18 protein-coding genes and 1 pseudogene are annotated in these 18,778 nt (G+C 57.9%); 4 read left to right on the top strand and 15 right to left on the bottom strand.

Features of this window, described 5'->3' with window-relative positions; translation table 11 throughout:
* Positions 1–23: 23 nt before the first annotated feature.
* The 9 genes from AzCIB_RS22475 to bssD form a co-directional block, all read right to left on the bottom strand.
* Positions 24–548 (bottom strand): hypothetical protein, encoded by a 525-nt coding sequence (locus tag AzCIB_RS22475; protein ID WP_050417939.1) that lies wholly within the window; start codon positions 546–548, stop codon positions 24–26.
* A gap of 13 nt (positions 549–561) precedes the next feature.
* Positions 562–843, bottom strand: coding sequence for a MoaD/ThiS family protein (locus AzCIB_RS22470; RefSeq protein ID WP_050417938.1), 282 nt, complete (start codon positions 841–843; stop codon positions 562–564).
* Positions 840–1,412 carry a DUF4125 family protein gene (locus AzCIB_RS22465; RefSeq protein ID WP_050417937.1) on the bottom strand — a complete coding sequence of 191 codons (573 nt, stop codon included), beginning with the start codon at positions 1,410–1,412 and terminating at the stop codon, positions 840–842. Before AzCIB_RS22465 ends, AzCIB_RS22470 begins: the two co-directional genes overlap by 4 nt.
* Complete coding sequence (locus AzCIB_RS22460; RefSeq protein WP_232299294.1) at positions 1,409–3,151, bottom strand: vWA domain-containing protein; 1,743 nt, start codon at positions 3,149–3,151, stop codon at positions 1,409–1,411. The genes AzCIB_RS22465 and AzCIB_RS22460 overlap by 4 nt, the downstream gene beginning before the upstream one ends.
* Positions 3,152–3,159: 8 nt before the next feature.
* Entirely contained in the window at positions 3,160–4,020 is an 861-nt protein-coding gene (locus AzCIB_RS22455) for an AAA family ATPase (protein WP_050417936.1), read from the bottom strand.
* 47 nt (positions 4,021–4,067) lie between these two features.
* Positions 4,068–4,298 (bottom strand): benzylsuccinate synthase beta subunit family protein, encoded by a 231-nt coding sequence (locus AzCIB_RS22450; protein WP_050417935.1) that lies wholly within the window; start codon positions 4,296–4,298, stop codon positions 4,068–4,070.
* 76 nt (positions 4,299–4,374) lie between these two features.
* Positions 4,375–6,969 (bottom strand): glycyl radical protein, encoded by a 2,595-nt coding sequence (locus AzCIB_RS22445; RefSeq protein ID WP_050417934.1) that lies wholly within the window; start codon positions 6,967–6,969, stop codon positions 4,375–4,377.
* A 23-nt stretch (positions 6,970–6,992) separates the two neighbouring features.
* Positions 6,993–7,175, bottom strand: a complete 183-nt coding sequence (locus AzCIB_RS23980; RefSeq protein WP_083447108.1) for a benzylsuccinate synthase gamma subunit family protein — start codon at positions 7,173–7,175, stop codon at positions 6,993–6,995.
* A gap of 18 nt (positions 7,176–7,193) precedes the next feature.
* Complete coding sequence (gene bssD / locus AzCIB_RS22440; RefSeq protein ID WP_050417933.1) at positions 7,194–8,192, bottom strand: [benzylsuccinate synthase]-activating enzyme; 999 nt, start codon at positions 8,190–8,192, stop codon at positions 7,194–7,196.
* Between the two features lie 305 nt (positions 8,193–8,497).
* On the opposite strand from bssD, the gene AzCIB_RS22435 reads away from it, so the two are divergent.
* The 4 genes and pseudogenes from AzCIB_RS22435 (at position 8,498) to AzCIB_RS22425 (ending at position 11,939) form a co-directional block, all read left to right on the top strand.
* A complete protein-coding gene (locus AzCIB_RS22435; RefSeq protein ID WP_050417932.1) occupies positions 8,498–10,135 on the top strand; it encodes a PAS domain-containing sensor histidine kinase in 1,638 nt (545 codons plus the stop codon).
* 69 nt (positions 10,136–10,204) lie between these two features.
* On the top strand, positions 10,205–10,861 hold the full coding sequence (locus AzCIB_RS22430) for a response regulator transcription factor (RefSeq protein ID WP_050417931.1): 657 nt from the start codon (positions 10,205–10,207) through the stop codon (positions 10,859–10,861).
* A gap of 170 nt (positions 10,862–11,031) precedes the next feature.
* Positions 11,032–11,206, top strand: a pseudogene (locus tag AzCIB_RS25095) (transposase DNA-binding-containing protein); the annotation flags it as partial.
* Between the two features lie 88 nt (positions 11,207–11,294).
* Positions 11,295–11,939 carry a TetR/AcrR family transcriptional regulator gene (locus AzCIB_RS22425; protein WP_050417930.1) on the top strand — a complete coding sequence of 215 codons (645 nt, stop codon included), beginning with the start codon at positions 11,295–11,297 and terminating at the stop codon, positions 11,937–11,939.
* A 208-nt stretch (positions 11,940–12,147) separates the two neighbouring features.
* On the opposite strand, the gene AzCIB_RS22420 is transcribed toward AzCIB_RS22425, so the two are convergent.
* From AzCIB_RS22420 to AzCIB_RS22395, 6 genes are all read right to left on the bottom strand, one after another.
* Positions 12,148–13,728 (bottom strand): benzoate-CoA ligase family protein, encoded by a 1,581-nt coding sequence (locus tag AzCIB_RS22420; RefSeq protein WP_050417929.1) that lies wholly within the window; start codon positions 13,726–13,728, stop codon positions 12,148–12,150.
* 231 nt (positions 13,729–13,959) lie between these two features.
* Complete coding sequence (locus AzCIB_RS22415) at positions 13,960–14,673, bottom strand: ABC transporter ATP-binding protein (protein ID WP_050417928.1); 714 nt, start codon at positions 14,671–14,673, stop codon at positions 13,960–13,962.
* Positions 14,654–15,430 carry an ABC transporter ATP-binding protein gene (locus AzCIB_RS22410; protein WP_050417927.1) on the bottom strand — a complete coding sequence of 259 codons (777 nt, stop codon included), beginning with the start codon at positions 15,428–15,430 and terminating at the stop codon, positions 14,654–14,656. The genes AzCIB_RS22415 and AzCIB_RS22410 overlap by 20 nt, the downstream gene beginning before the upstream one ends.
* Entirely contained in the window at positions 15,423–16,412 is a 990-nt protein-coding gene (locus AzCIB_RS22405; protein WP_083447181.1) for a branched-chain amino acid ABC transporter permease, read from the bottom strand. Before AzCIB_RS22405 ends, AzCIB_RS22410 begins: the two co-directional genes overlap by 8 nt.
* Position 16,413: 1 nt before the next feature.
* On the bottom strand, positions 16,414–17,286 hold the full coding sequence (locus tag AzCIB_RS22400; protein ID WP_050417926.1) for a branched-chain amino acid ABC transporter permease: 873 nt from the start codon (positions 17,284–17,286) through the stop codon (positions 16,414–16,416).
* 104 nt (positions 17,287–17,390) lie between these two features.
* The gene (locus AzCIB_RS22395; RefSeq protein WP_050418513.1) at positions 17,391–18,584 is read right to left on the bottom strand and encodes an ABC transporter substrate-binding protein; all 1,194 of its coding nucleotides are present in this window, start codon (positions 18,582–18,584) and stop codon (positions 17,391–17,393) included.
* Positions 18,585–18,778 lie beyond the last annotated feature (194 nt).

The following is an 18,778-nucleotide window of genomic DNA, read 5'->3' as shown; positions in this document are numbered from 1 at the left end:
GGCTTGGCCGAACACGGTTCCGACTACTGATAGACGCCGGTGAAAATTTCATTCTCGTCGGCGAACATTTTCTTGAACTTCGCACGTGCATCGGCGCGTACGCGTTCAGCTTGTTCATGATCCAGCCCGCGTCCCTGGATCCATTTTTCCAGATTGACGCCGCCGGGCAGCCATTTCTCCAGCGTCTCCCGTTCGTACATCCATGCCTTGTCCATGACGCCCAACGCGGCCAGGATTTCCCAAACCTCGTCCTTGGTTTCATCGTGGCAATAGACACACATGACGCAGCGGTTGAGCTGGAATTCAGTGATCAGCTTGCGGTCGTATTTGACCGCGGGAATCTTCTTTTCCTCGACATAAGGGTCCAGCTTCCTTGCCAGTTCCTCGACTTCCTCGCGCAGGCCGAACACAAGCCATTTTCCCCAATGTTCCAGATATTGCTTGTTGGTCAGCGGTTCGCCGCGCAGGTTGATGTAGTTGTAACGGTACTCGACGTGATCCAGAGGAACGACGAAGATGAAATGCGATTCCGGCCGGTCGACGATCATGTGACGCCCCCTTTCAGCCTCCGGCAATGGCCGGAATCACGTTGACGACATCGCCTGCGTCGAGTCTGGTGTTCATGCCATCCAGATGTACGGCGTTTCGGCCATTGATGAAGAATACGAACTGGGGCGAGATGCCTCCGCTGTCGTTCGTCAGTGCCGCGGCGAAGCCGGGATTGTGCTGGTCGATCAAGCTGATCAACGTGGCGACCGTGGCATTCGCCGGTGTATCGATGGCAAGCTCGCTTTGTTTGATGCCCAATACGCCGAGCAGATTCAGCCTGACGTCGATGTTCATGCCGTCTCTCCGTATTTCAATACGCTCTCGGCGTGATCCAGGTCGCGATAGCCGTTCTTGCATACCAGTCGACGCAGGGCCTCGAGCGCGAGATTGCGATTGGCGGCGACGGCTGCCTCGATATTCTCGAAATACAGCTGCAATGTATGATCGCCGTAGGTTTCCAGTTCGCAGCCCAGATAGATTCCGAAGTTCCGGCCGTCGCCGGTTTCATCCATGCTGCGGCAACATCGCCGATAAAGGGCGGGATAGCGACGTCCCAACTCTTCCTGCCAATTGCTTTCCATCGTGACGATGATGTCGATCAACGGGCTGTTTGACAGTGGTGGAATCAGGTTGTCCATGCGCGCGTATTTTTCCGCAAGCAGGTTGCGGCCGACCGCCTCGGCCTGTTCCAGATCGGCAAGATAGGAGGCGAGCATCGGTTGCGTCCACGTCTCGAACAGACTGGAGCGGATCGTCTTGAAGTTGTCTGGAGCGCTCTGACAGGGGGCGTGCCGCGCGCTCCTGACGCGGACGAACATCTGCCATTCGGCTTCCAGCACGTGGTCGAGCAAGGACGAGTTCACTTCTGTGGCGTCCTCGATTCACGCATTTCACTGATGATCAACTCGCCAAACAACTTCGGCAATTGTTCGGTCTTGTCGACGAACTTCACGAGAGTGCCGTATTCGTCCCGTAGCGATTGCTTTGCGGACAGACTGCAACTGATGCCGAGCGTGAGCAGGCTGATACCGTTGCCCTTGCAATACTTGATGGCATCCGCCACGCCACACCCCCAATTCGAGGCGCCGTCGGTGATGTGGATCAGCAGCGTTTTTTTCCCCGGCGTGCGGGTATTCAATGCCGTGGCGATGATGGCTTCGCCGGAAGCAGTCCTTCCGTGCGGCAGCACCGTCAGCATGCGGCCACCACGATAGATCTCGGTGATGCGGCACGCGTTCTTGACATCGTTGTAGGCGAATAGTCGCGCGTTGCTAGTGTATTCCAGAATCGCGGTGAACAGCGTCTGGTAGATCATTTCCGCCTGGTCCCATTGCGTCGGGTCGGCCATCGACCCCGTCGCGTCCACCAGCAGTACGACATTCTTGCGCATGTCGAACTCATGATTCTTTTGTTGGAACACTGCGCCGGTGGTGTGGGCGCGGTAAAGCCGCCGACTATGAATCTTCCCCGAACTGAGGCCGCGGTTGAAGACGCTGCGGCGATCGGTGGCGTTCCGCACCACTTGCTCAAGCTTGTGCAAAAGGTGGCGATCGACGCGGTTGCGCGCCATCATGACGATGTCGTTGCCCTCAACTCGGGCGACGTTCTCGAAATTTGCCACGTTCCCTTTGATCTGATCGGTGAAATCGCGGTTCTTCTGCGGCAGCGCCGCCTCGATCAGGTTGGCGTAATTGACGATGGTGGCCTTGACTGCTGCTTGCTCCGCCTCTTCCTGGGCCAGTTCATCATCGCCCATGTCGGGGATCATGAAACGATCGCTGCGATCCCCGGGCCAGAAGCGGATGTTTTTGAGCACTTCGCACCAGAGTTTTTCATAGAGATCAAGGCGGAAATCGCGCCGATCGCTGACGCTCGAGAGCGCCGGGCAGTCGTGGCGCAGGGCGGGCACGATGCTGTTCATGGTCTGCATCGGCTTGCTGTAATACTGGTCCAGGCTACCCCGCATCACCAGGCCACCCAGGGTGAGATCGCTGTGACCCTGCTTGTAGAGTTCCGGGTCGCGATGGGCCGCCAAGCGCCACCACAGGTGCAACATCTCGGAGAGGGTGGGCGGCTTGATCAGGCTCTTCAGCGTCTTGACGATACGCCAGTCACGCGCCACCTCGGCGTAGTAACCGAGCACGCTCTTGTTGGCCAGGCCGTCGACGTAGACGGACTCGCAAAGGGTGAAGAACATGTCGAACTTGTATTCGTACTGCGTCGGGGGCTGGACGCGCAGCCTGAGCATCTCGCGCAGACGCTCTGACCACTCGACACGCTTGTACGCCTCTTGCACCATGATGCCGACCATCAGATCGGTTTTTCCCGCCGGAACCGGATACGTGCCCATGATCGGGGTTGGATCGAGGGCGAGCGCATTGTCGAGTTCCATTCCCGACCAGACGATTTCGCCGACGTTGCGTCCGATGAAGGTCGACAGTTTGCGAATCGCGACCAATAGCTTCACCAACTCGACGGACTCGATCGGGGATTTGTCGCGACGCCAGAAGTCCGAATAGCCTTCCTCACCTGGGATGACGAAGCGCTTGACGTCTCCCGCGCTGTTCATCAGCCGAAGTGTGGTGTCCTTGTTCTTGGCCATGGAAAACCTTAGGCGGCAATGTACTGAACGTATTCGGTCTTGCTCTTTTCCACCTTCCCCAGATTGACGTGCAGCGACAGCAAAACCGACTCGAGCGTCTTCTTGTCGGTTTGGAGACTCGTCACGATGGCCTCGCGCAGCGTACCTCCGGCGGCGATCATCTCGCCGAGCATCAGAATCTTGCGTGTGGAAACGTCGACGCCGAGGTCGGCATTGGCGCGAATGCTGTTCGCCACCGTGATGATTTCCCTGGCCTGCTCGTTTGTTACGCCGGTCTTCTTTTCCAGCACCTCCATTTCGACTTCGTTCGGCAGAAAATCCATGGTCGTGACATAGAAGCGGTCGCGCAGGGCCGGGTCGAGTAGCTCCGTGCCGACGAATTCGGCGCCCTCGTTCAGCGTCGCGAAGAAAACGACCCCGGGCGCCACTTGCAGCAGGCCCAGTTCGTCCATCCATACCTGTCGATCATCGGAGAGGATGGAGAACAGCATGTTCAACGCCTTCGGGTGTTCGGGGCGATTGATCTCCTCAAGATGGATGACGCAGTTGGGCGTCTGGATGGCCTGAGGGAAGAGGAACTGCTTGTAGCGCGTTTCCCCGTTCTCCAGCGCGTATTCACCAAACAATTGTCCCGGCTCGGACAGGATGCCGATCTGAAAGGTCGCCAGCGGCAGCCTGTTGACGGCGGCGTATTGCCGCACCAGAGAGGACTTGCCGCAGCCCTGTTTGCCGACCACCAAGACGTTGACGGGGTGCTTTTTGGATATCTTGGCGAATTTATCGAGAAAGCTCTGGTTTTCCGTACTTACATAGTAGTAGGGGTCCACTTCCGGGATGAACAAGCCATTTGTGCTAGGAGAGGTTTTCATGATCTATCGTCAACGCGGTCGGGAGGTAAGCCACTTCTGTCCGGTGTTCAGACGTGGTCGCGGAAGCTCAGTTTGCCTTCCTCATGCCTGGAGCAGGTCGTGTTCTCGACGTCCCTAAGCCAGCGTTTCCAGACTCCGCCCATGGCGTGGCGGTTGGCGGTGCACTGCCCACGGTGCGGATCGGTGGGGTCAGGGGTTTGCCACTTGCAGATCCGGCAGGGCTTCGCTGTGCCGACTTCGGTATACGGCTGGTTTTGCAAGCTCTTTTCCGCTTCCATGTTATGGCTCCAATATATTTGGTTTGACTATGGGTGGAGGGGCGCAGAACGCTGCCCCTCCGTTTGGCTGCTTTTTTCAGATTTCGACGTTTAGGAATTCGAGATCGGACGCGCTGAAGTCCTGTTCCTGACGGGCAATGATGGTGTTCTGCCCATAGGTTGGAAGGTCGACGAACCGGGCGCTGTAGCCGGACACGCGAACGATGAGATCATTGTGCTTCTCTGGTTCGCGCTGCGCCGCGCGCATTTCGTCGGTGCTGACGACGTTGAACTGAACATGATCGATGTTCAGTTCGTGCCAGGTCTTCATGTACGCGTTCCAGATCTCGAAACCGTGCTTGGAGCGCATGATGGGTACCGACAAGCGCTGGTTCAGCAGATTGGCCTTCTGGTTCTTCTGCACCTTGGACACCGAGCGCAACACCGCTGTCGGGCCTTTCTTGTCGGTGCCCATGTAGGGAGAAATGCCACCGTCGTCAGCCGCTTCGCCGCCGAAGCGGCCGTCGGGCGTCGGGCCCATGCGCGAACCCACTTCCATGTACAGGCCGACAGCCTGACCGGTCGGCAGGACCGGGCCACCAGAGTAGTTGGTGATCTTGCGCAATTCGCCGCCGATGACTTCCTCGTAGAATCGGGAGACGATGCTGTCGGCGTATTCGTCGTCGTTGCCCCACTTTGGCGCGCGCTTGAAGTCGACGCGCATTTCCTCGAAGCCTTCCCAGTTCGCCTTCAGTGCCTGGCTGAGTTGTTCCAGGGTGTACTTCTTCTCCTCGAACACCAGCTTCTTGATCGCCACGAGGGAGTTCGCCGCGACGACCGTCGTGACCTCGTTGTGCCAGGCGTTGGGTTGTTCGGACAGGGCGCAAGCGTCCATGCCGAATTCCATGCAGCCGTCGTCGATTGCCGACACGAAAGGTAACTGCAGGTAGCGCTGCTCGAAGTAGCGCGACACGTCCTTGGTGCTGATGCCAAGGTTGATCGCGTATTGATACTGCTTGCGGAAGGCCTCCCAGATGTCCTCGAAGGTCTTCAACGAGGAGAGTTCACCCGTCTTCGGGCCTAACTGCATGTCCGCGTACGACCAATCGTAGCCGTCGTTGAGCGTGATTTCCAGCACCTTGGCCGGGAAGACCGAACTGCCGCCTTCCGATCGGGTCTTTTGTGTCTTGCGGCGACCGTGAAGGCCGGGCGACATGCACAGCACGTTGACCCAGTTGTGGGCTTCCTCGTCGGTGGCGCCGTTGCCGTTGAGGCTGAATTTGGCATATTCCTTCATCTGCGCCGTGCCGATCTCGTCGTGCTTGATCGACGGATAGCCTAGACCGTCGCGGATGCACTCGAAAACCCATCGCAGCGTCTTTTCGCGACTCTTTTTGCTGTAGCGGAAGACGATGGAGGGCTCAGCAGTGCGGATCCGCTTGGCCGCTTCCAGGATGGCGTCGGTCATGTCGTTGCATGCGTCCTCGCCCTTGGCGTTCGTGCCGCCGACGGTGAGGATGAACAGGTCGTTCGAGCCCGGGAAGATTTCGCGATAGGCGCGCGACTTGCCGGCACCGTGCTCGGAAATCTTCAAACGTTCCATCTCGACGAGTTCCACCGCGCCCATGTGGTCCATCGGCTGGAACTTTTTGTCGATGACGGAGGCCTTGTAGTACGGCCACAGCAGGGTGTCTTCCTTCTGCGCGTAGCCGCTCGCGTAGCGCTCGATGGCGTGGCAGATCAGGAAGGTGAAGAACTTCGCCTGCATCGCGTCTTTGAGGCCCTTGCAGGGCTCGGCGGGAACGCGATGGCAGATGTCAGCAACTTCGAGCAGCTCGGCCTGACGCTTCGGATCGGTTTCAAAATTCTCGGCGACGATCCGGCACAGACGGCCTTGACGGCGCGCCCAGCTGATGACCGCCTTGCAGGCGATGACCATCGCCTTCCAGTGGTCGATCTTGGCGATGTTGTCTAGGCCCTTGGTGCCGTTCCACGGGAAGGTGGACATGTCGGCCTGGGCTTCGGCGATATGTTTCTCGGCGAGCTTGATGCGCGCCAGCAGGCCGTCCTCAAGGACGGTTTCGTAGGGCGGTACGATACTGTTGTAACCGGACGCGAAGGGGGGGGCCTCCATGCTGCTGACCTGGTACATACGGCCGAGGTCGGCCGGGTCGAAGTAGGGCTGGCACTTGCTTTGCAGGCTGTGCGGCTTCCAGTAATCATTGATCGCGGCAGCCTCGTCGGCCGGTTGAGGCGAGTAGTCGCTCCTCAGGTAGTCCTGAACCGCCATGTGGGACAATTCGGGATACAGCGGGAACATGTTCGGATCTTCGGCGTGGTAGCCGACGATGAATTCGTCCTCTTGAAGCACCAGGGTTGACTTGTTCAGAACATTCGCCAAGCCGAGCGCGCGGCGGATGACTTCCGGCTGACCCTCGCTAGCCTTGTGTGCTTCGGTCAGATAGCGCATGCGCTCGATGCCGGCCGTGACGCTCTTTTCGATGAACTCGCCTGCGGATGCGTGTTTCCAGCGGCAACGCTCCTTCAGCCGTTTGGTTCTTGCGGTCGACGGCTTTTGCAGATGCTCGTGCAACTCGTCGGATGGAATCTTTGCTTCGGCCGGATCTTCAGGTGTGAAATTGAGCGTTTTTCCCTTGTATTCCAGTACCTTGGCGCTTGCGATGTCATTCATGGCAGTCTCCTCGAACTTTGGTTTTATCGTTTCGCGTGAAAGGCTTCACATCGCGTGCTGTTCTCGAATATAGGTTTGGAGAGCCAGTATTTGCCTTTGTCATCTTCCTTTTCGCGCACGCAATCTGCCTTGCCGGCTTCGTAATCATCGGCATCCTTGGGAAGAGGAAAGAAGTTTGCGCACTGCTTACATGTGGTGGTTTCCATAGATGAGTCTCCTATTGTTTATGTAATACACCTTGTGGCGGCATCGCGATCAGTCTCGTCTTTGTCCGCCGTGATGCCAACCAAACCGCCAATCGTTACGTTCTTGATGCCTGCAAGCTTCAAACCTTTGACAAGAGGTACTACCTTCTCGGGCGGGTTCTCTTCCACACCTAAATATTGATATTCTTTTTCCCTGCCCAGGGAGCGATATTTTCCTTCTCCATAGACGTGGTAATTTAGAATATCGACACCCTCCAGCTGCATGGTATGGCGACTCAAATAACTAATATAGTCGTCGAAATCCTGGGGGGAATCATTGAATCCAGGGATCACGGGAATATGGATGCGGATGTTGGCCTTGGATCGCATGAGATGCTCGATGTTGTCGAGTATCGGCTGAAGTGGCCAACCAACGACTTCTTCATGTTTCTTTGGATTCAGCGATTTTAGGTCGACGATGAACAGATCGACAAATTCCAGCAGCGGCTGAATAACCTCCCAACGCTTGGGAAAGCAGGAAGTCTCGATGGCGACGTGGACGTTGCGCTCCTTGATTCTGCGCGCCAGCTCCAATGTGAACGAAGGATGGAAGAGAGGGTCGCCACCGCTGATGGTGACTCCGCCGCCGCTGTTGCGGTAAAAGGGGGAGTCGGACAGCGCTTCGCGCAGGATTTCCTCGACGCTCATGCGTTGCCCGACCGTGGTGCGCGCGTCCGTCAGGCAGGCGGCGACGCAACGCATGCAACGCTGACAGTCCGTGCGGTCGAGTTCGACGATCGTGCGGCCGTCCGAGTTGTGCACCAGGCGGGATGTTCCCGCGGGGCAGACGGCCATGCAGCGGCCGCAGCCGACGCAGCGCGCCGGGTAATAGTAGAACTCCTGTCTCACGTCCTGGGTTTCGGGGTTGTGGCACCACGGGCAACGTAGCGGGCAGCCCTTCAGGAAGATGGTCGTCCTGATCCCGGGCCCGTCCTGCAGGCTGAACCTCTGTATTTCGGTAACAAGAGGAATTCTCACGACAGCCTCTGCGGTTCATTGCAAACCAAACAATTTTGGAAGCAGACGAGTATCATGCACCGGAGGAGTCAGGTTCGGCAGCGCGAGTCTGGCCCCGTGAATTGAATTTAAGCACCATTCGCCGAACGTGACCAATTGGTGCGAACACTTAAGCAAAGAGGGGTTGTCCCTAGTGCGGCCGCTGCGTCACGGGCGCACAATCGGAAGTGCTCAGGGTTGACGGGGTCGGATCGGCGGCCAATGGGGCCAGCGCGCGGTTAGATAGACCGGTTCCCGGGTTGCCGGTTGCGAGGAGGTAGTGCTCCATGAAGAATGACGTGGTCGCGGTGGAATTCGACGATGAGCAGGGCGAGGACGTCTCGGTCGGCTACGAGGCGATCTTCCGCAACACGCCCGTGGCCATCTGCCATCTCCGAAACCGCACGATCAAGCGCTGTAACCGACGATACGAGGAATTGTTCGGATACGAGCCCGGAGAACTCGACAACCAATCGGTCCGGGTGCACTACCCGAGCGACGAATCGTTTTCGACAATCGGCCGGAAGTACGGCCATTTTTTCGAGCGCGAGCACACTTTCAAGGACGAGCGTCCGTTCGTTCGGAAGGATGGCACCTTGATCTGGTGCATCGTCACTGGCACGCTGCTCGACCCGCGCAACCTGCAACTCGGAAGTATCTGGGTGGTGCAGGACATCTCCGAGCACAAGCGGATCGAGGATGAATTGAAGGCCGACGTCGAGAAGCTCGAAATCGTCGTGCAGCAGCGGACGGTGGAGCTTAGCCGGCACGTTGCGAGCCTGGAGGAGGAAGTCGCGACGCGCCAGCGCGCCGAGGAGGCCGCGAACGAAAATCGCGAGAAATACCAGAAGCTCTTCCACATGCTGCCGATCGGGATTTCGATCACCGATCCGCAGGGCGACATCCTCGAGGCCAATTGCCAATTCGCGGAGATGGCCGGCTTGCGGCGCGCCTCGCCCGAGAGCTGGCGGAAACTGCCGCTGCGCTTCTTCCTGCACGACGGAACGGAGATCCCGCGGCACCGCCTGCCGTGGCAGATCCGCGATTTTCAGAAGGATTCGATCAACAACATCGAAATCGGGATGCGCGACGAGAAGGCGCGCAAGCTGCGCTGGCTGAGCGTCAGCTCGTCGCTGATCGAGCGCAAGGACCGGCAGTTCGTCGTCGCCGCCTTCACCGACATTACCTACCGCAAGCGCATCGAAGAGCTCGAACGGCTGCGCCACGCGGAGCTCACGCGGCTCGGCCGGATCAACTCGATGGCCGAAATGGCGGCCGCCCTCGCGCACCAGATGGGGCAGCCGCTGGTGTCGGCGGTCAATTACCTGAACGGCTGCATGCTCCGTCTCGAGCGGGTCGAAGGCGTGGGGGAGATTTCGGAGTCCATGGGGTTCGCGCTGAAGTATCTCGAGCAAGCGGGCGAGATACTGCGCCACGTCAAGGAGTTCGTCTGCAAGCATAAACCGGACAAGGAGCCCGAGAACATCAACGAGGTGATCAAGGATGCGCTCTCGTTCCTCAATTTCGAGGTCCGTCGTCATGATGTCAGTGTCGACCTCCGATTACTGGAGGATCCACCGCTGGTGCCGCTGTGCAAGGTAGAGATCCAGCAAGTCTTGTTCAACCTGATGAAGAACGGCATGGAGGCGATGACGGGCCTGCCATCCGAGGCGCGCAAGCTCGTCATCGGAAGCGAGATAGTCGGCGAGGGTGGGGCGATGAAGGTTTTCGTCCAGGACCACGGCACGGGCCTGGAGAAGCGGTCCGCGAAGCGTGTGTTTGAACCATACTTTTCCACGAAGCCCGATGGGATGGGCATTGGCTTGACGATCTGCCGCTCGATCGTCGAGTCGCACGGCGGGCAGCTTTCGTTTTCGAGGATCGGCAGGGGGGGATCACGGTTTCAATTCACCTTGCCGATGTAGGAGAGGTCCGCGCCGACATGAAGACCGAAGAGTCTCGGGCGGCGAAGGCCATGAACAAAGGAGGAGACAATGCAGGTCGAAAACCTTTCGCCGACCGTGTTCGTCGTCGATGATGAAGAGTCGGTCCGCCATTCGTTGAGCTGGTTGCTTGGTTCGATCGCGCTAGACGTGAAGATGTACGACTCGCCGCAAGCGTTTCTCGACGCGGATATTTCAGGTTCCTACGGTTGCCTGATCCTTGACGTGAGAATGCAGGCGCTTAGCGGGCTGCAGCTTCAAGAGATCTTGTGCCAGCGCGGCTTCAATTTGCCGATCATTTTTCTCTCGGCATACGGGGATGCGCAGATGGGCGCGCAGGCGATCAAGAAGGGCGCAATAGATTTCTTGCAGAAGCCCTATCGCAATCAGGATCTGCTTGATGCGGTCAATGCTGCGCTGACTCAGAGTAAGGAGGCGATCGGCAAGCAAAGTGAGCGCGACAAATATCGTGATTGCCTGGAAAGCCTCTCACTGAGGGAAAAGGAAATCTTCGATCTCGTCGTCGATGGAAATAGCAGCAAGGAAATCGCCCGACTTCTCGGGATCAGCCCCAAAACCGTGGAGGCGCATAGGGGGCGGCTGATGAGCAAGCTGGGCGTCCGCTCGTTGGGCGAGCTGATTCAACTGTCGATGCTCACGAAAAGCCACTGCCTCGAGTGTAAGTGGGCATCCCGGCCCGCGCGGTGATGCTCGAAGTCAGGTATCCATCAATTCCGTACATCACGAAATACTCTTGTAATTTATATTATTATACACAACTCTTCACCACCAACGCGCCGACCGAAATATCCATTGACCTTCAATCACTTACACCAAGCGATTGTAAACTCAGCGTAAAATGCGTCTACTCTTACAGTTTGGGTGACCGATTGGCGACGAAGGCCTGGGTGGCGGAGGAATTTTCGGGGATGGCGCTGGGTGACGAGAAACTGGACAAGCGGGCGAAGGTGCTGATGGAATGGTTGTTGGCCAATCCGCGGAGACGGTGGCCGCGTACCGCTTTCTGGACAACCCGAGGTCGACTGGCTGGCGAACGTTCAGAATGCGGCGTTCTCACTTAAAATTGCCAACCTTCTCTGAAGTGCCGAGAGGCAAATCCATTGGAACATCTCCAGACATCATGAGAAAGCTGAACAAGAAGGAAGAGCAGAGGAAGGCCAGTACCGAGAATATACTGGGCTGTGCGCTCGATCTTTTCGTCAAAAATGGTTACCGTGCGACAACGATCGACATGATCGCGGCAAGAGCAGGATTGACCAAGGGTGCGATCTATTTCTATTTCAAGACCAAAGACGCAATCATGCTGATGCTCCTTGAGGAAGCAGAAAAGTACATTGTTGATCCGATCGATGAGTACATGGCGAACGCGGGTCCGCTCGCCGACGCGAAGCTGGTGAAATTCATCAACATGCAAGCACTCCTAGGGGTGACTAAGCCGCAGCATGTCCTATTGCTTATTCTTGTGTCCATCGATTTTTCCGGTACCGGAGATGATATTGAGAAAAGGGCTAAGGCCATTTACCGTCGGATGTATGGGCACGTCGAACAGTTGATCGCACAAGGCCAAACCGAAGGTGTATTTCGGTCCGATTCCGGTAGTGATGAACTGGCATCAATCGTGATGGCGGCCCATGACGGAGTACTCATTGAATGGTATCGGAGGCCGAACGAACTAACGGGAAAGACCCTTACCAAAGCATTGAGATCGGTACTTCTCAATGGCTTGATTGTGGATAGAGGCTCCTGCAAAAATCCGACATTCTGAAATGTGAGGCGTTTGCCCGCCGAGAGCGGGATTTCGGTTGGACGCATGTCCCTCTGGCTCGGATTACAGCGCGTCACCGACTTCGCCGCGGGCCTGCGTCACTCCCGTGAGCTCGGTGAGCTTTGAGATGTGTGTAATGGAATGGGCTCACCCGTGGCTACGTAAGGATGGGGTTCGTGGAGCGCTTGCTGTTGAGTTGCCTGCGGGATCAGTCATGAGCCGCATTTCTGAGCTTAAAGCGCTGGATCTTGCCAGTCGCGGTCTTCGGCAACTCATCAACAAAATGGATCCATCGGGGATACTTGTATGGCGCGAGGGCGGTCTTGCAGAGAGTTCGGATATCCTCGGCAAGCAGTTCTCCGGCGTATGCCGCAATCTTGAGTACGATCCATGCCTCGGGCTTGATGAGACCCGCATCGTCCGCCCGACCGGTTACCGCCGCCTCGAGTACGTCCGGATGGGAAATCAGGGCCGCTTCGATCTCGAATGGAGATACCCAGATTCCCCCGACTTTGAGCATGTCATCATTACGTCCGCAGTAGTAATAATAGCCATCGCTATCGCGGTAATAGGTATCGCCGGTATCGAGCCAGCCATCGACAATCGAGGATGCAGTTTTCGCCGGATTGTTCCAGTAGCGCCGGGTCACCGATGGCCCCTTGACCAACAGGCGACCGGGGCTGTCGTCGAGAATTGCATCTCCGTTTTCGTCAATAATTCGCAGTTGGTAGCCGGGAACTGCACGACCGCTGGAATTGGGACGAATGTCGTCGATTGTGTTTGATATATAGATATGGAGGGCTTCTGTCGAGCCGATGCCATCGGTGATGGGTGCGGGTGCGATTTGCCTCCAGCGTCGCTGCAATTCTTCAGGCAACGCTTCACCGCCGGAAACGCAGCGACGCAGCGTCACCACGTGTTCCGACTTCAACAGGGATGAAGCCAGCAATGCAGAGAAGTAGGTCGGCACCGCGGCGAAAATGGTCGGCTTGAATCGGGCGAAAAGCTCGGCGGTAATCGGCGGCAGGGGACGACGGGCGTCAAGCACTGCTGTGCCGCCGACCCAAAGCGGGAACGTCATGCCGCACCCCAGTCCGTAGGCGAAGAAAAGCCTGGGGATCGAGTAATAGATATCGCTCACGTTTCCACCGAGAATTCCGACGTTATAGAGCTGACTGGTGGCGACAATATCGCGGTGGGCGTGGACCACTCCCTTCGGCCGGCCAGTGGTTCCGGAGGAATACAGCCAAAAACAATCGTCATCCGCAGCAGCCGGACTTGCGGCCAGCGTTGGTGACTCATCGCGCGCCAGTTCGGCCAGACTTCCGGCAACGTGACGCGCCGGTAATACATGCTGCAGCGGAGTTTCGGCCATGATCGCAGCGGTGATCTGGTCTTTGAACTCTTCGGAATACACCAGCACATTCGCGCCCGAATCGGCAATGATGAACTTGTAGTCTTCCGATGTCAGCATGGTGTTAAGGGGCACCGGGATGATCCCCGTTTTGATGCATCCCCAGAACACGTAGTAGAATTCCGGCGCATCCTTGATGACCATCAGCACCCGGTCTCCCGCGAGCAAACCGATTTTTTTCAAGGCGTTGCCGTACCGGTTGACGTTCGTGACGAGAGTTTCGTAATTGACAGTTTCATCGACGGTAAGGATCGCAGTCTTTTTTCCCCGTCCCTCGTCCAGATGGCGATCGATCAAGGCACTTGCCACATTGAAGGTGTGTGGGAATTGCAGCTCCGGACCATTGTTGCCTTGGTTAATACGCACTTGTCGCATGGTCGGTTTCCTCAATGCGCATCAACATAGTGACCCTGATGCTTCGGCAGCAAACGCTGCGCTAAAGCGCCTGGCGCTCCAAGACGCAGAGCACTATGGTTGAAATTCTCGAACATGGTTTCCCCTCGTGTAGATCAATTGGTCAAAAGACGTACTAACCGGATAGTATGCAATAGATCTGTTTGGCCCTTCTTTGCCGGTACTAGAGATAATGAAAACTTGGGCGGGGCCTCAAACGCCGAGAAAATTTTTCAACACTTCCGGTTGCGACCGTAGCGCCTCGCGGTCGCCCTCGAACACCACGTTGCCTTTCACCAGAATTACATTGCGATCGGTGATCGACGAGATGGCGCGAAAGTTCTTGTCGACGATGATCGTGGCGATACCGGTGTCCCTGATGGCACCAATTACAGTCCAGATCTCGCGGCAGATGATTGGCGCTAACCCTTCGGTAGCCTCGTCGAGAATGAGCAGGTCCGGATTGGTCATCAATGCGCGGCCGATGGTCAGCATCTGCTGCTCGCCGCCCGAAAGCTGTCCGCCGCCATGGCCTAGCCGTTCACCAAGACGCGGGAAAGTTTTCAGTGCACGCTCGAAGGTCCAGTCCCGCCGACCGCCCACGCCGGGCCGGGCTGCCATGACGAGATTCTCGCGCACCGAGAGGTTAGGGAAAATTCCCCGCCCCTCCGGCACGTATGCGACGCCGTGGCGAGCAATTCGACACGGCTGGGAGCGGGTAGTGACGTGACCGTTGATCCGGATCTCGCCCTTGTGCGAGGGCACGACCCCCATCAGCGTCTTCAACAGCGTTGTTTTACCCATGCCGTTTCGGCCCATTAGACCGACCGTCTCGCCGCGGCGCACCGTAAAGTCAATGCCACGGAGGATGTGACTAGCGCCATAATAAGTATGGATCCCGCGAGCTTCAAGCAACGAGTGGTTCATGGCTCTCATCCTCCTCTGCACCGAGATAGGCTTCCTGAACGGCGGCACTCGCACGGATTGCCCCGGGGCTGCCCGACTCCAGCACTGTGCCGTTGACCATGACAGTCACGACATCGGCGACCGCAAACACGGCATCCATGTCGTGTTCGACCAGTAAAATCGCGTGATCCTCTGCGAGTTTCTTGAGCAACCGCACCATGGCCGCCGACTCCGTGGCCCCCATTCCGGCCAAGGGTTCATCAAGCAATAGCACCTGGGGTTCAGTGGCGAGCGCCATGGCGATTTCGAGTTGGCGCTGCTCGCCATGGGACAGTATGGCTGCCATGTCATTCCTGCGGTGTGTCAGCTCCCCCATGGCAAGCACCTTCTCGGCCAGTTCCAAGGTGTCGCCACAAGCGAGTGCGTGGCGGAACAGGTGAAACGCATGCGGGCGGCGCGACTGGGCAGCAAGGCGCGCGTTCTCGAATACCGTAAATGCGGGAAAGATATTCGTCTTCTGGTAGGTTCGCCCCACGCCCATGCGCGAAATTTTCTCCGGAGACAGTCCCTCGATCGCGCACCCGGCCAGGCTCACTTCTCCACCGCTTGGCTTTAGATCGCCCGAGAGAAGGTTGATGAAGGTGGACTTGCCCGCCCCATTGGGGCCGAGCAGCGCGTGCACTTGCCCCGCGTAAAAGTCGAGGGACACTTGGTTGACTGCGGCAAGCCCACCAAAGTGCTTGGTCAACTCGGTGGTGCGAAGAATGGGTTCAGACATGGTCCTTTTCCGGTGTGGTTCGAGTATCGGTGTGCGCCCTCAATCGGTATCGTGTAAGGGAAAAGCCACTCAGGCCATGGGGAAGCATCAACGCAACCAGCACGATGAAGCTGCCCATCAGGACTTGCCAATGCTTGGTGAGGCCGGTTAAGAACTCTTGAAGCAGCACTAGGGTGAACGCTCCCGTGACAGGCCCCGTGAGGCTACCCATGCCGCCCAGGATCACCATCATCAGGACGTTGCCCGACTGGTGCCAGCCCAGCAACTCCGGGTTGACGAAGCCGAACTGCAGCGCGCCCAGATAGCCGGCCAAGCCGGCCACGGTGCCGGCGAGGGTAAAGGCGGCGAGCTTGTAACGATAGACCGGAAAACCCAGCGAACGCATGCGGTGCTCGTTGGACTTGATGCCTGCCAAGGCGTGGCCAAAGCTCGATCGCAGCACAGCCCGCAACAGAAAGTAGACTCCAAGCATCACTGCCAGAACCACGTAGTAGAAGTGGGCCGGACTGTTGAGGTCGAAGGGCTTCCATCCGAATATCACCGCTTCGGGCTTCAACATGATGAGCATGCCATCCGATCCGCCGGCGAACTCTGCGTCGTGGACAAAGTAATAGAGCATCTGGGCTAACGCCAGCGTCACCATGATGAAGTACACGCCCGACGTTCTCAGCGCCAGAGCGCCAACGACAAGCGCGAGTAATGTGGCGGCACACAGGGCGGCGGGCAGCGTCAGCCACACATTGCCCGCCTCGTATTGGGGCATAAGCAAGGCTGCAACGTAGCCGGCGACACCGAAGAATGCGGCGTGACCGAGGCTGACCAAGCCGGCGTAGCCCACCAACAGGTCGAGGCTCATGGCGAAGACAGCCATGACCATGATCTTGGTCAGAAGCTGGATATAGAACTCGCCCCCGTAGAGAGGATAGATTGCGAGCCCCGCCACAGCGGAAAACAGAAAGAAGCGTCGCAACTGTTGAGTCATGTCAGCGCCCGCCCACAGCAAACAAGCCTCGGGGGCGCCACAGAAGAACGGCGGCCATTAGCAGGTATGCGGACATGCTGGCGATCTGGGGTAATACGATCTTGCCAAACGTGTCGGCCATGCCAATCATCAGTGCCGCAAGTAGTGTCCCCTTGACCGAGCCGATGCCGCCGACGACTACCACAACGAAGGAGATGATCAGGATCTGCCCCCCCATGTTCGGGTAAACGGTAGAGATAGGTGCGGCGATCATGCCGGCGAAGGCCGCTAGGGCGAGCCCCAGAGCGAACACAAGCGTGTAAACGAGTTTGATGTCGATTCCCAGCACTTGGACCATTTCCCGGTTGGATGCACCGGCGCGGATCATCATGCCTAGTCTGGTGTGTTGGATGAGCCAGTAGATCAGCATGGCGACTACTAGGCAGGTTGCCGAAATCACCAGCCGATAGACCGGATAGCTTAGGGTGTCCGTGAGTGGGATCGCCGCACTGAACACGGCGGGGATTGCCACGCTGTGCACATCATCACCGAAGGTCATGCTGCGCAACTCTTCGAAGATCATGATGAGTCCGAAGGTGAGTAACACCTGGTAGAGGTGGTCACGGTGGTAGAGCCGCCGGAAAACGGTCCACTCGAGGATCACCCCTATCAGGGTACTTACCACAAGCCCCAAGAGAATGGCACTGAACAGGCTGCCTGTCGCGGCAGCGAACGCCCATGCAAGGTAGGCGCCGATCATGTAAAAGCTGCCATGGGCGAGGTTGATGATACCCATGATGCCGAAGATCATGGTCAGCCCGCTGGCCACCAGAAACAGCAGTAGCCCATACTGCAGCCCATTCAGTACCTGGATCAGAAACGTGTAGACATCCATTTCCGCGCATCCTTTGATGAGGCACGGAGCCTCGTGGTCAGCGCCCCCGGCGACCGCGCCGCCGGGGGCGTCACGTGCCCGGATCGGAATCCGGGGTGATGGCGTCATGCCATCTTGCAACCGCGTACCGGGTCGGCGAGAGCCTTGGCCGCTATCCCCACCACCCGGTTCTGCCCCCCCTCGACCTTGCGCAGATAGATGTCCTGGATCGGGTTATGCGCTCTGGACATCGTAAACTTGCCGCGTGGGCTGTCGATCGTGGCCTTTTCCATGGCCGCGATGATCTCCGCTCTTGCGCCCGCGTCGCCCTTGACTGGGTCGAGGCCAGCCGCCAGCAGTTGCGCGGTGTCGTAACCCTGCACCGCGTACACGTCGGGATCGTATCCGTAGGCCTTCCTGTAGGCCACGCGGAAAGCATTGTCGCGTGGAGTCCCCAAGTCGTCGGCGTAGTGCAACGTGGTATGGACTCCCTCGGCTGAGTCGCCTTGGGCGGCGAGTGTTCCGTCGGTAAGGAATCCTGAACCGTAGAGGGGAATGGTGTTCTTGAGTCCCGCCGCGGCGTAGTCCTTGACGAACTTTACTGCGCCCGCACCAGCGAAAAATACGAACACCGCGTCGGGTTTGAGGGCCGCGATTTCAGTGAGATACGCCTGGAACTCGACGTTGGGGAAAGGCAGGAACATTTCCTTGACGATCTTGCCCCCCGCGGCTTCATAGCCTTCTTTGAAAGCGCGTGCGGATTCCTCGCCGAAGGCGTACTTCCATGTGATGATGGCCACGCGCTTGTGTCCCCGTTCGACCATGACCTTGCCCATGGGGAAGGCCGTCTGATATGTGGAGAACGAGGCACGGAAAATGTTGGGCGCGCACATGGGGCCAGTGGCTGCGTCGGTACCGGCGTTCGGAATAATGGTGATCGTGCCTGCTTCGCGCGCCACCTTCACCATGCCCATGGCGACGCCCGAATGCACGGTTCCGACCAAGAAATCGACCTTGTCACGCACGATGAGCCGGTGAGTATTCTCGGGGGCCTTAGCGGGATCGGACTCGTCGTCGACTACAACGTACTCAACCTCGCGGCCGGCCAGCCTGCCGCCCTGTTCGGCGATGTACAACTTAAAAGCGTTGGTGATGCTATTGCCCGGTGGCGCGAACGTGCCGGTGTAAGGGAGCATCAGACCAACCTTGATCTTGGCGGTATTGCCAATGGCAAAGTGGGCGGGCAGCAGCGTGCCGGCGGTGATAATTCCGGTTGCCTTGAGAAAATCCCGACGGCTCGTTTTTTTCTGTGCAGTCATCTCTCCCTCCTGGACGATGAAGACGGGCACCGGCGCCCCTGCGCGCGGCACTATGTCGGGGGAAATTCAGTCATTGCGGAAAACGGCGTTTCCGCGAGCTCGCCAACAAAAGGTCTGACAGCCCCGGTCCCCACATGCGGCTACCATATACCGGCTGGCTGGTATGTGTCAACGACTGATACGGAAGACCTCGA

Source organism: Azoarcus sp. CIB (genome assembly GCF_001190925.1).
Lineage (GTDB): Bacteria > Pseudomonadota > Gammaproteobacteria > Burkholderiales > Rhodocyclaceae > Aromatoleum.
This window is presented reverse-complemented; position numbering and strand designations above follow the sequence as displayed.

What these genes read in the sequence shown, in the direction of transcription:
- AzCIB_RS22395 (WP_050418513.1), bottom strand. Translation starts at nt 18,584, where the DNA reads ATGACTGCACAGAAAAAAACGAGCCGTCGGGATTTTCTCAAGGCAACC.
- AzCIB_RS22460 (WP_232299294.1), bottom strand. Translation starts at nt 3,151, where the DNA reads ATGGCCAAGAACAAGGACACCACACTTCGGCTGATGAACAGCGCGGGA.
- AzCIB_RS22420 (WP_050417929.1), bottom strand. Translation starts at nt 13,728, where the DNA reads ATGCGACAAGTGCGTATTAACCAAGGCAACAATGGTCCGGAGCTGCAA.
- AzCIB_RS22415 (WP_050417928.1), bottom strand. Translation starts at nt 14,673, where the DNA reads ATGAACCACTCGTTGCTTGAAGCTCGCGGGATCCATACTTATTATGGC.
- AzCIB_RS22450 (WP_050417935.1), bottom strand. Translation starts at nt 4,298, where the DNA reads ATGGAAGCGGAAAAGAGCTTGCAAAACCAGCCGTATACCGAAGTCGGC.
- AzCIB_RS22445 (WP_050417934.1), bottom strand. Translation starts at nt 6,969, where the DNA reads ATGAATGACATCGCAAGCGCCAAGGTACTGGAATACAAGGGAAAAACG.
- AzCIB_RS22475 (WP_050417939.1), bottom strand. Translation starts at nt 548, where the DNA reads ATGATCGTCGACCGGCCGGAATCGCATTTCATCTTCGTCGTTCCTCTG.
- AzCIB_RS22400 (WP_050417926.1), bottom strand. Translation starts at nt 17,286, where the DNA reads ATGGATGTCTACACGTTTCTGATCCAGGTACTGAATGGGCTGCAGTAT.
- AzCIB_RS22425 (WP_050417930.1), top strand. Translation starts at nt 11,295, where the DNA reads ATGAGAAAGCTGAACAAGAAGGAAGAGCAGAGGAAGGCCAGTACCGAG.
- AzCIB_RS22430 (WP_050417931.1), top strand. Translation starts at nt 10,205, where the DNA reads ATGCAGGTCGAAAACCTTTCGCCGACCGTGTTCGTCGTCGATGATGAA.
- AzCIB_RS22470 (WP_050417938.1), bottom strand. Translation starts at nt 843, where the DNA reads ATGAACATCGACGTCAGGCTGAATCTGCTCGGCGTATTGGGCATCAAA.
- AzCIB_RS23980 (WP_083447108.1), bottom strand. Translation starts at nt 7,175, where the DNA reads ATGGAAACCACCACATGTAAGCAGTGCGCAAACTTCTTTCCTCTTCCC.
- AzCIB_RS22455 (WP_050417936.1), bottom strand. Translation starts at nt 4,020, where the DNA reads ATGAAAACCTCTCCTAGCACAAATGGCTTGTTCATCCCGGAAGTGGAC.
- AzCIB_RS22410 (WP_050417927.1), bottom strand. Translation starts at nt 15,430, where the DNA reads ATGTCTGAACCCATTCTTCGCACCACCGAGTTGACCAAGCACTTTGGT.
- AzCIB_RS22405 (WP_083447181.1), bottom strand. Translation starts at nt 16,412, where the DNA reads ATGACTCAACAGTTGCGACGCTTCTTTCTGTTTTCCGCTGTGGCGGGG.
- AzCIB_RS22435 (WP_050417932.1), top strand. Translation starts at nt 8,498, where the DNA reads ATGAAGAATGACGTGGTCGCGGTGGAATTCGACGATGAGCAGGGCGAG.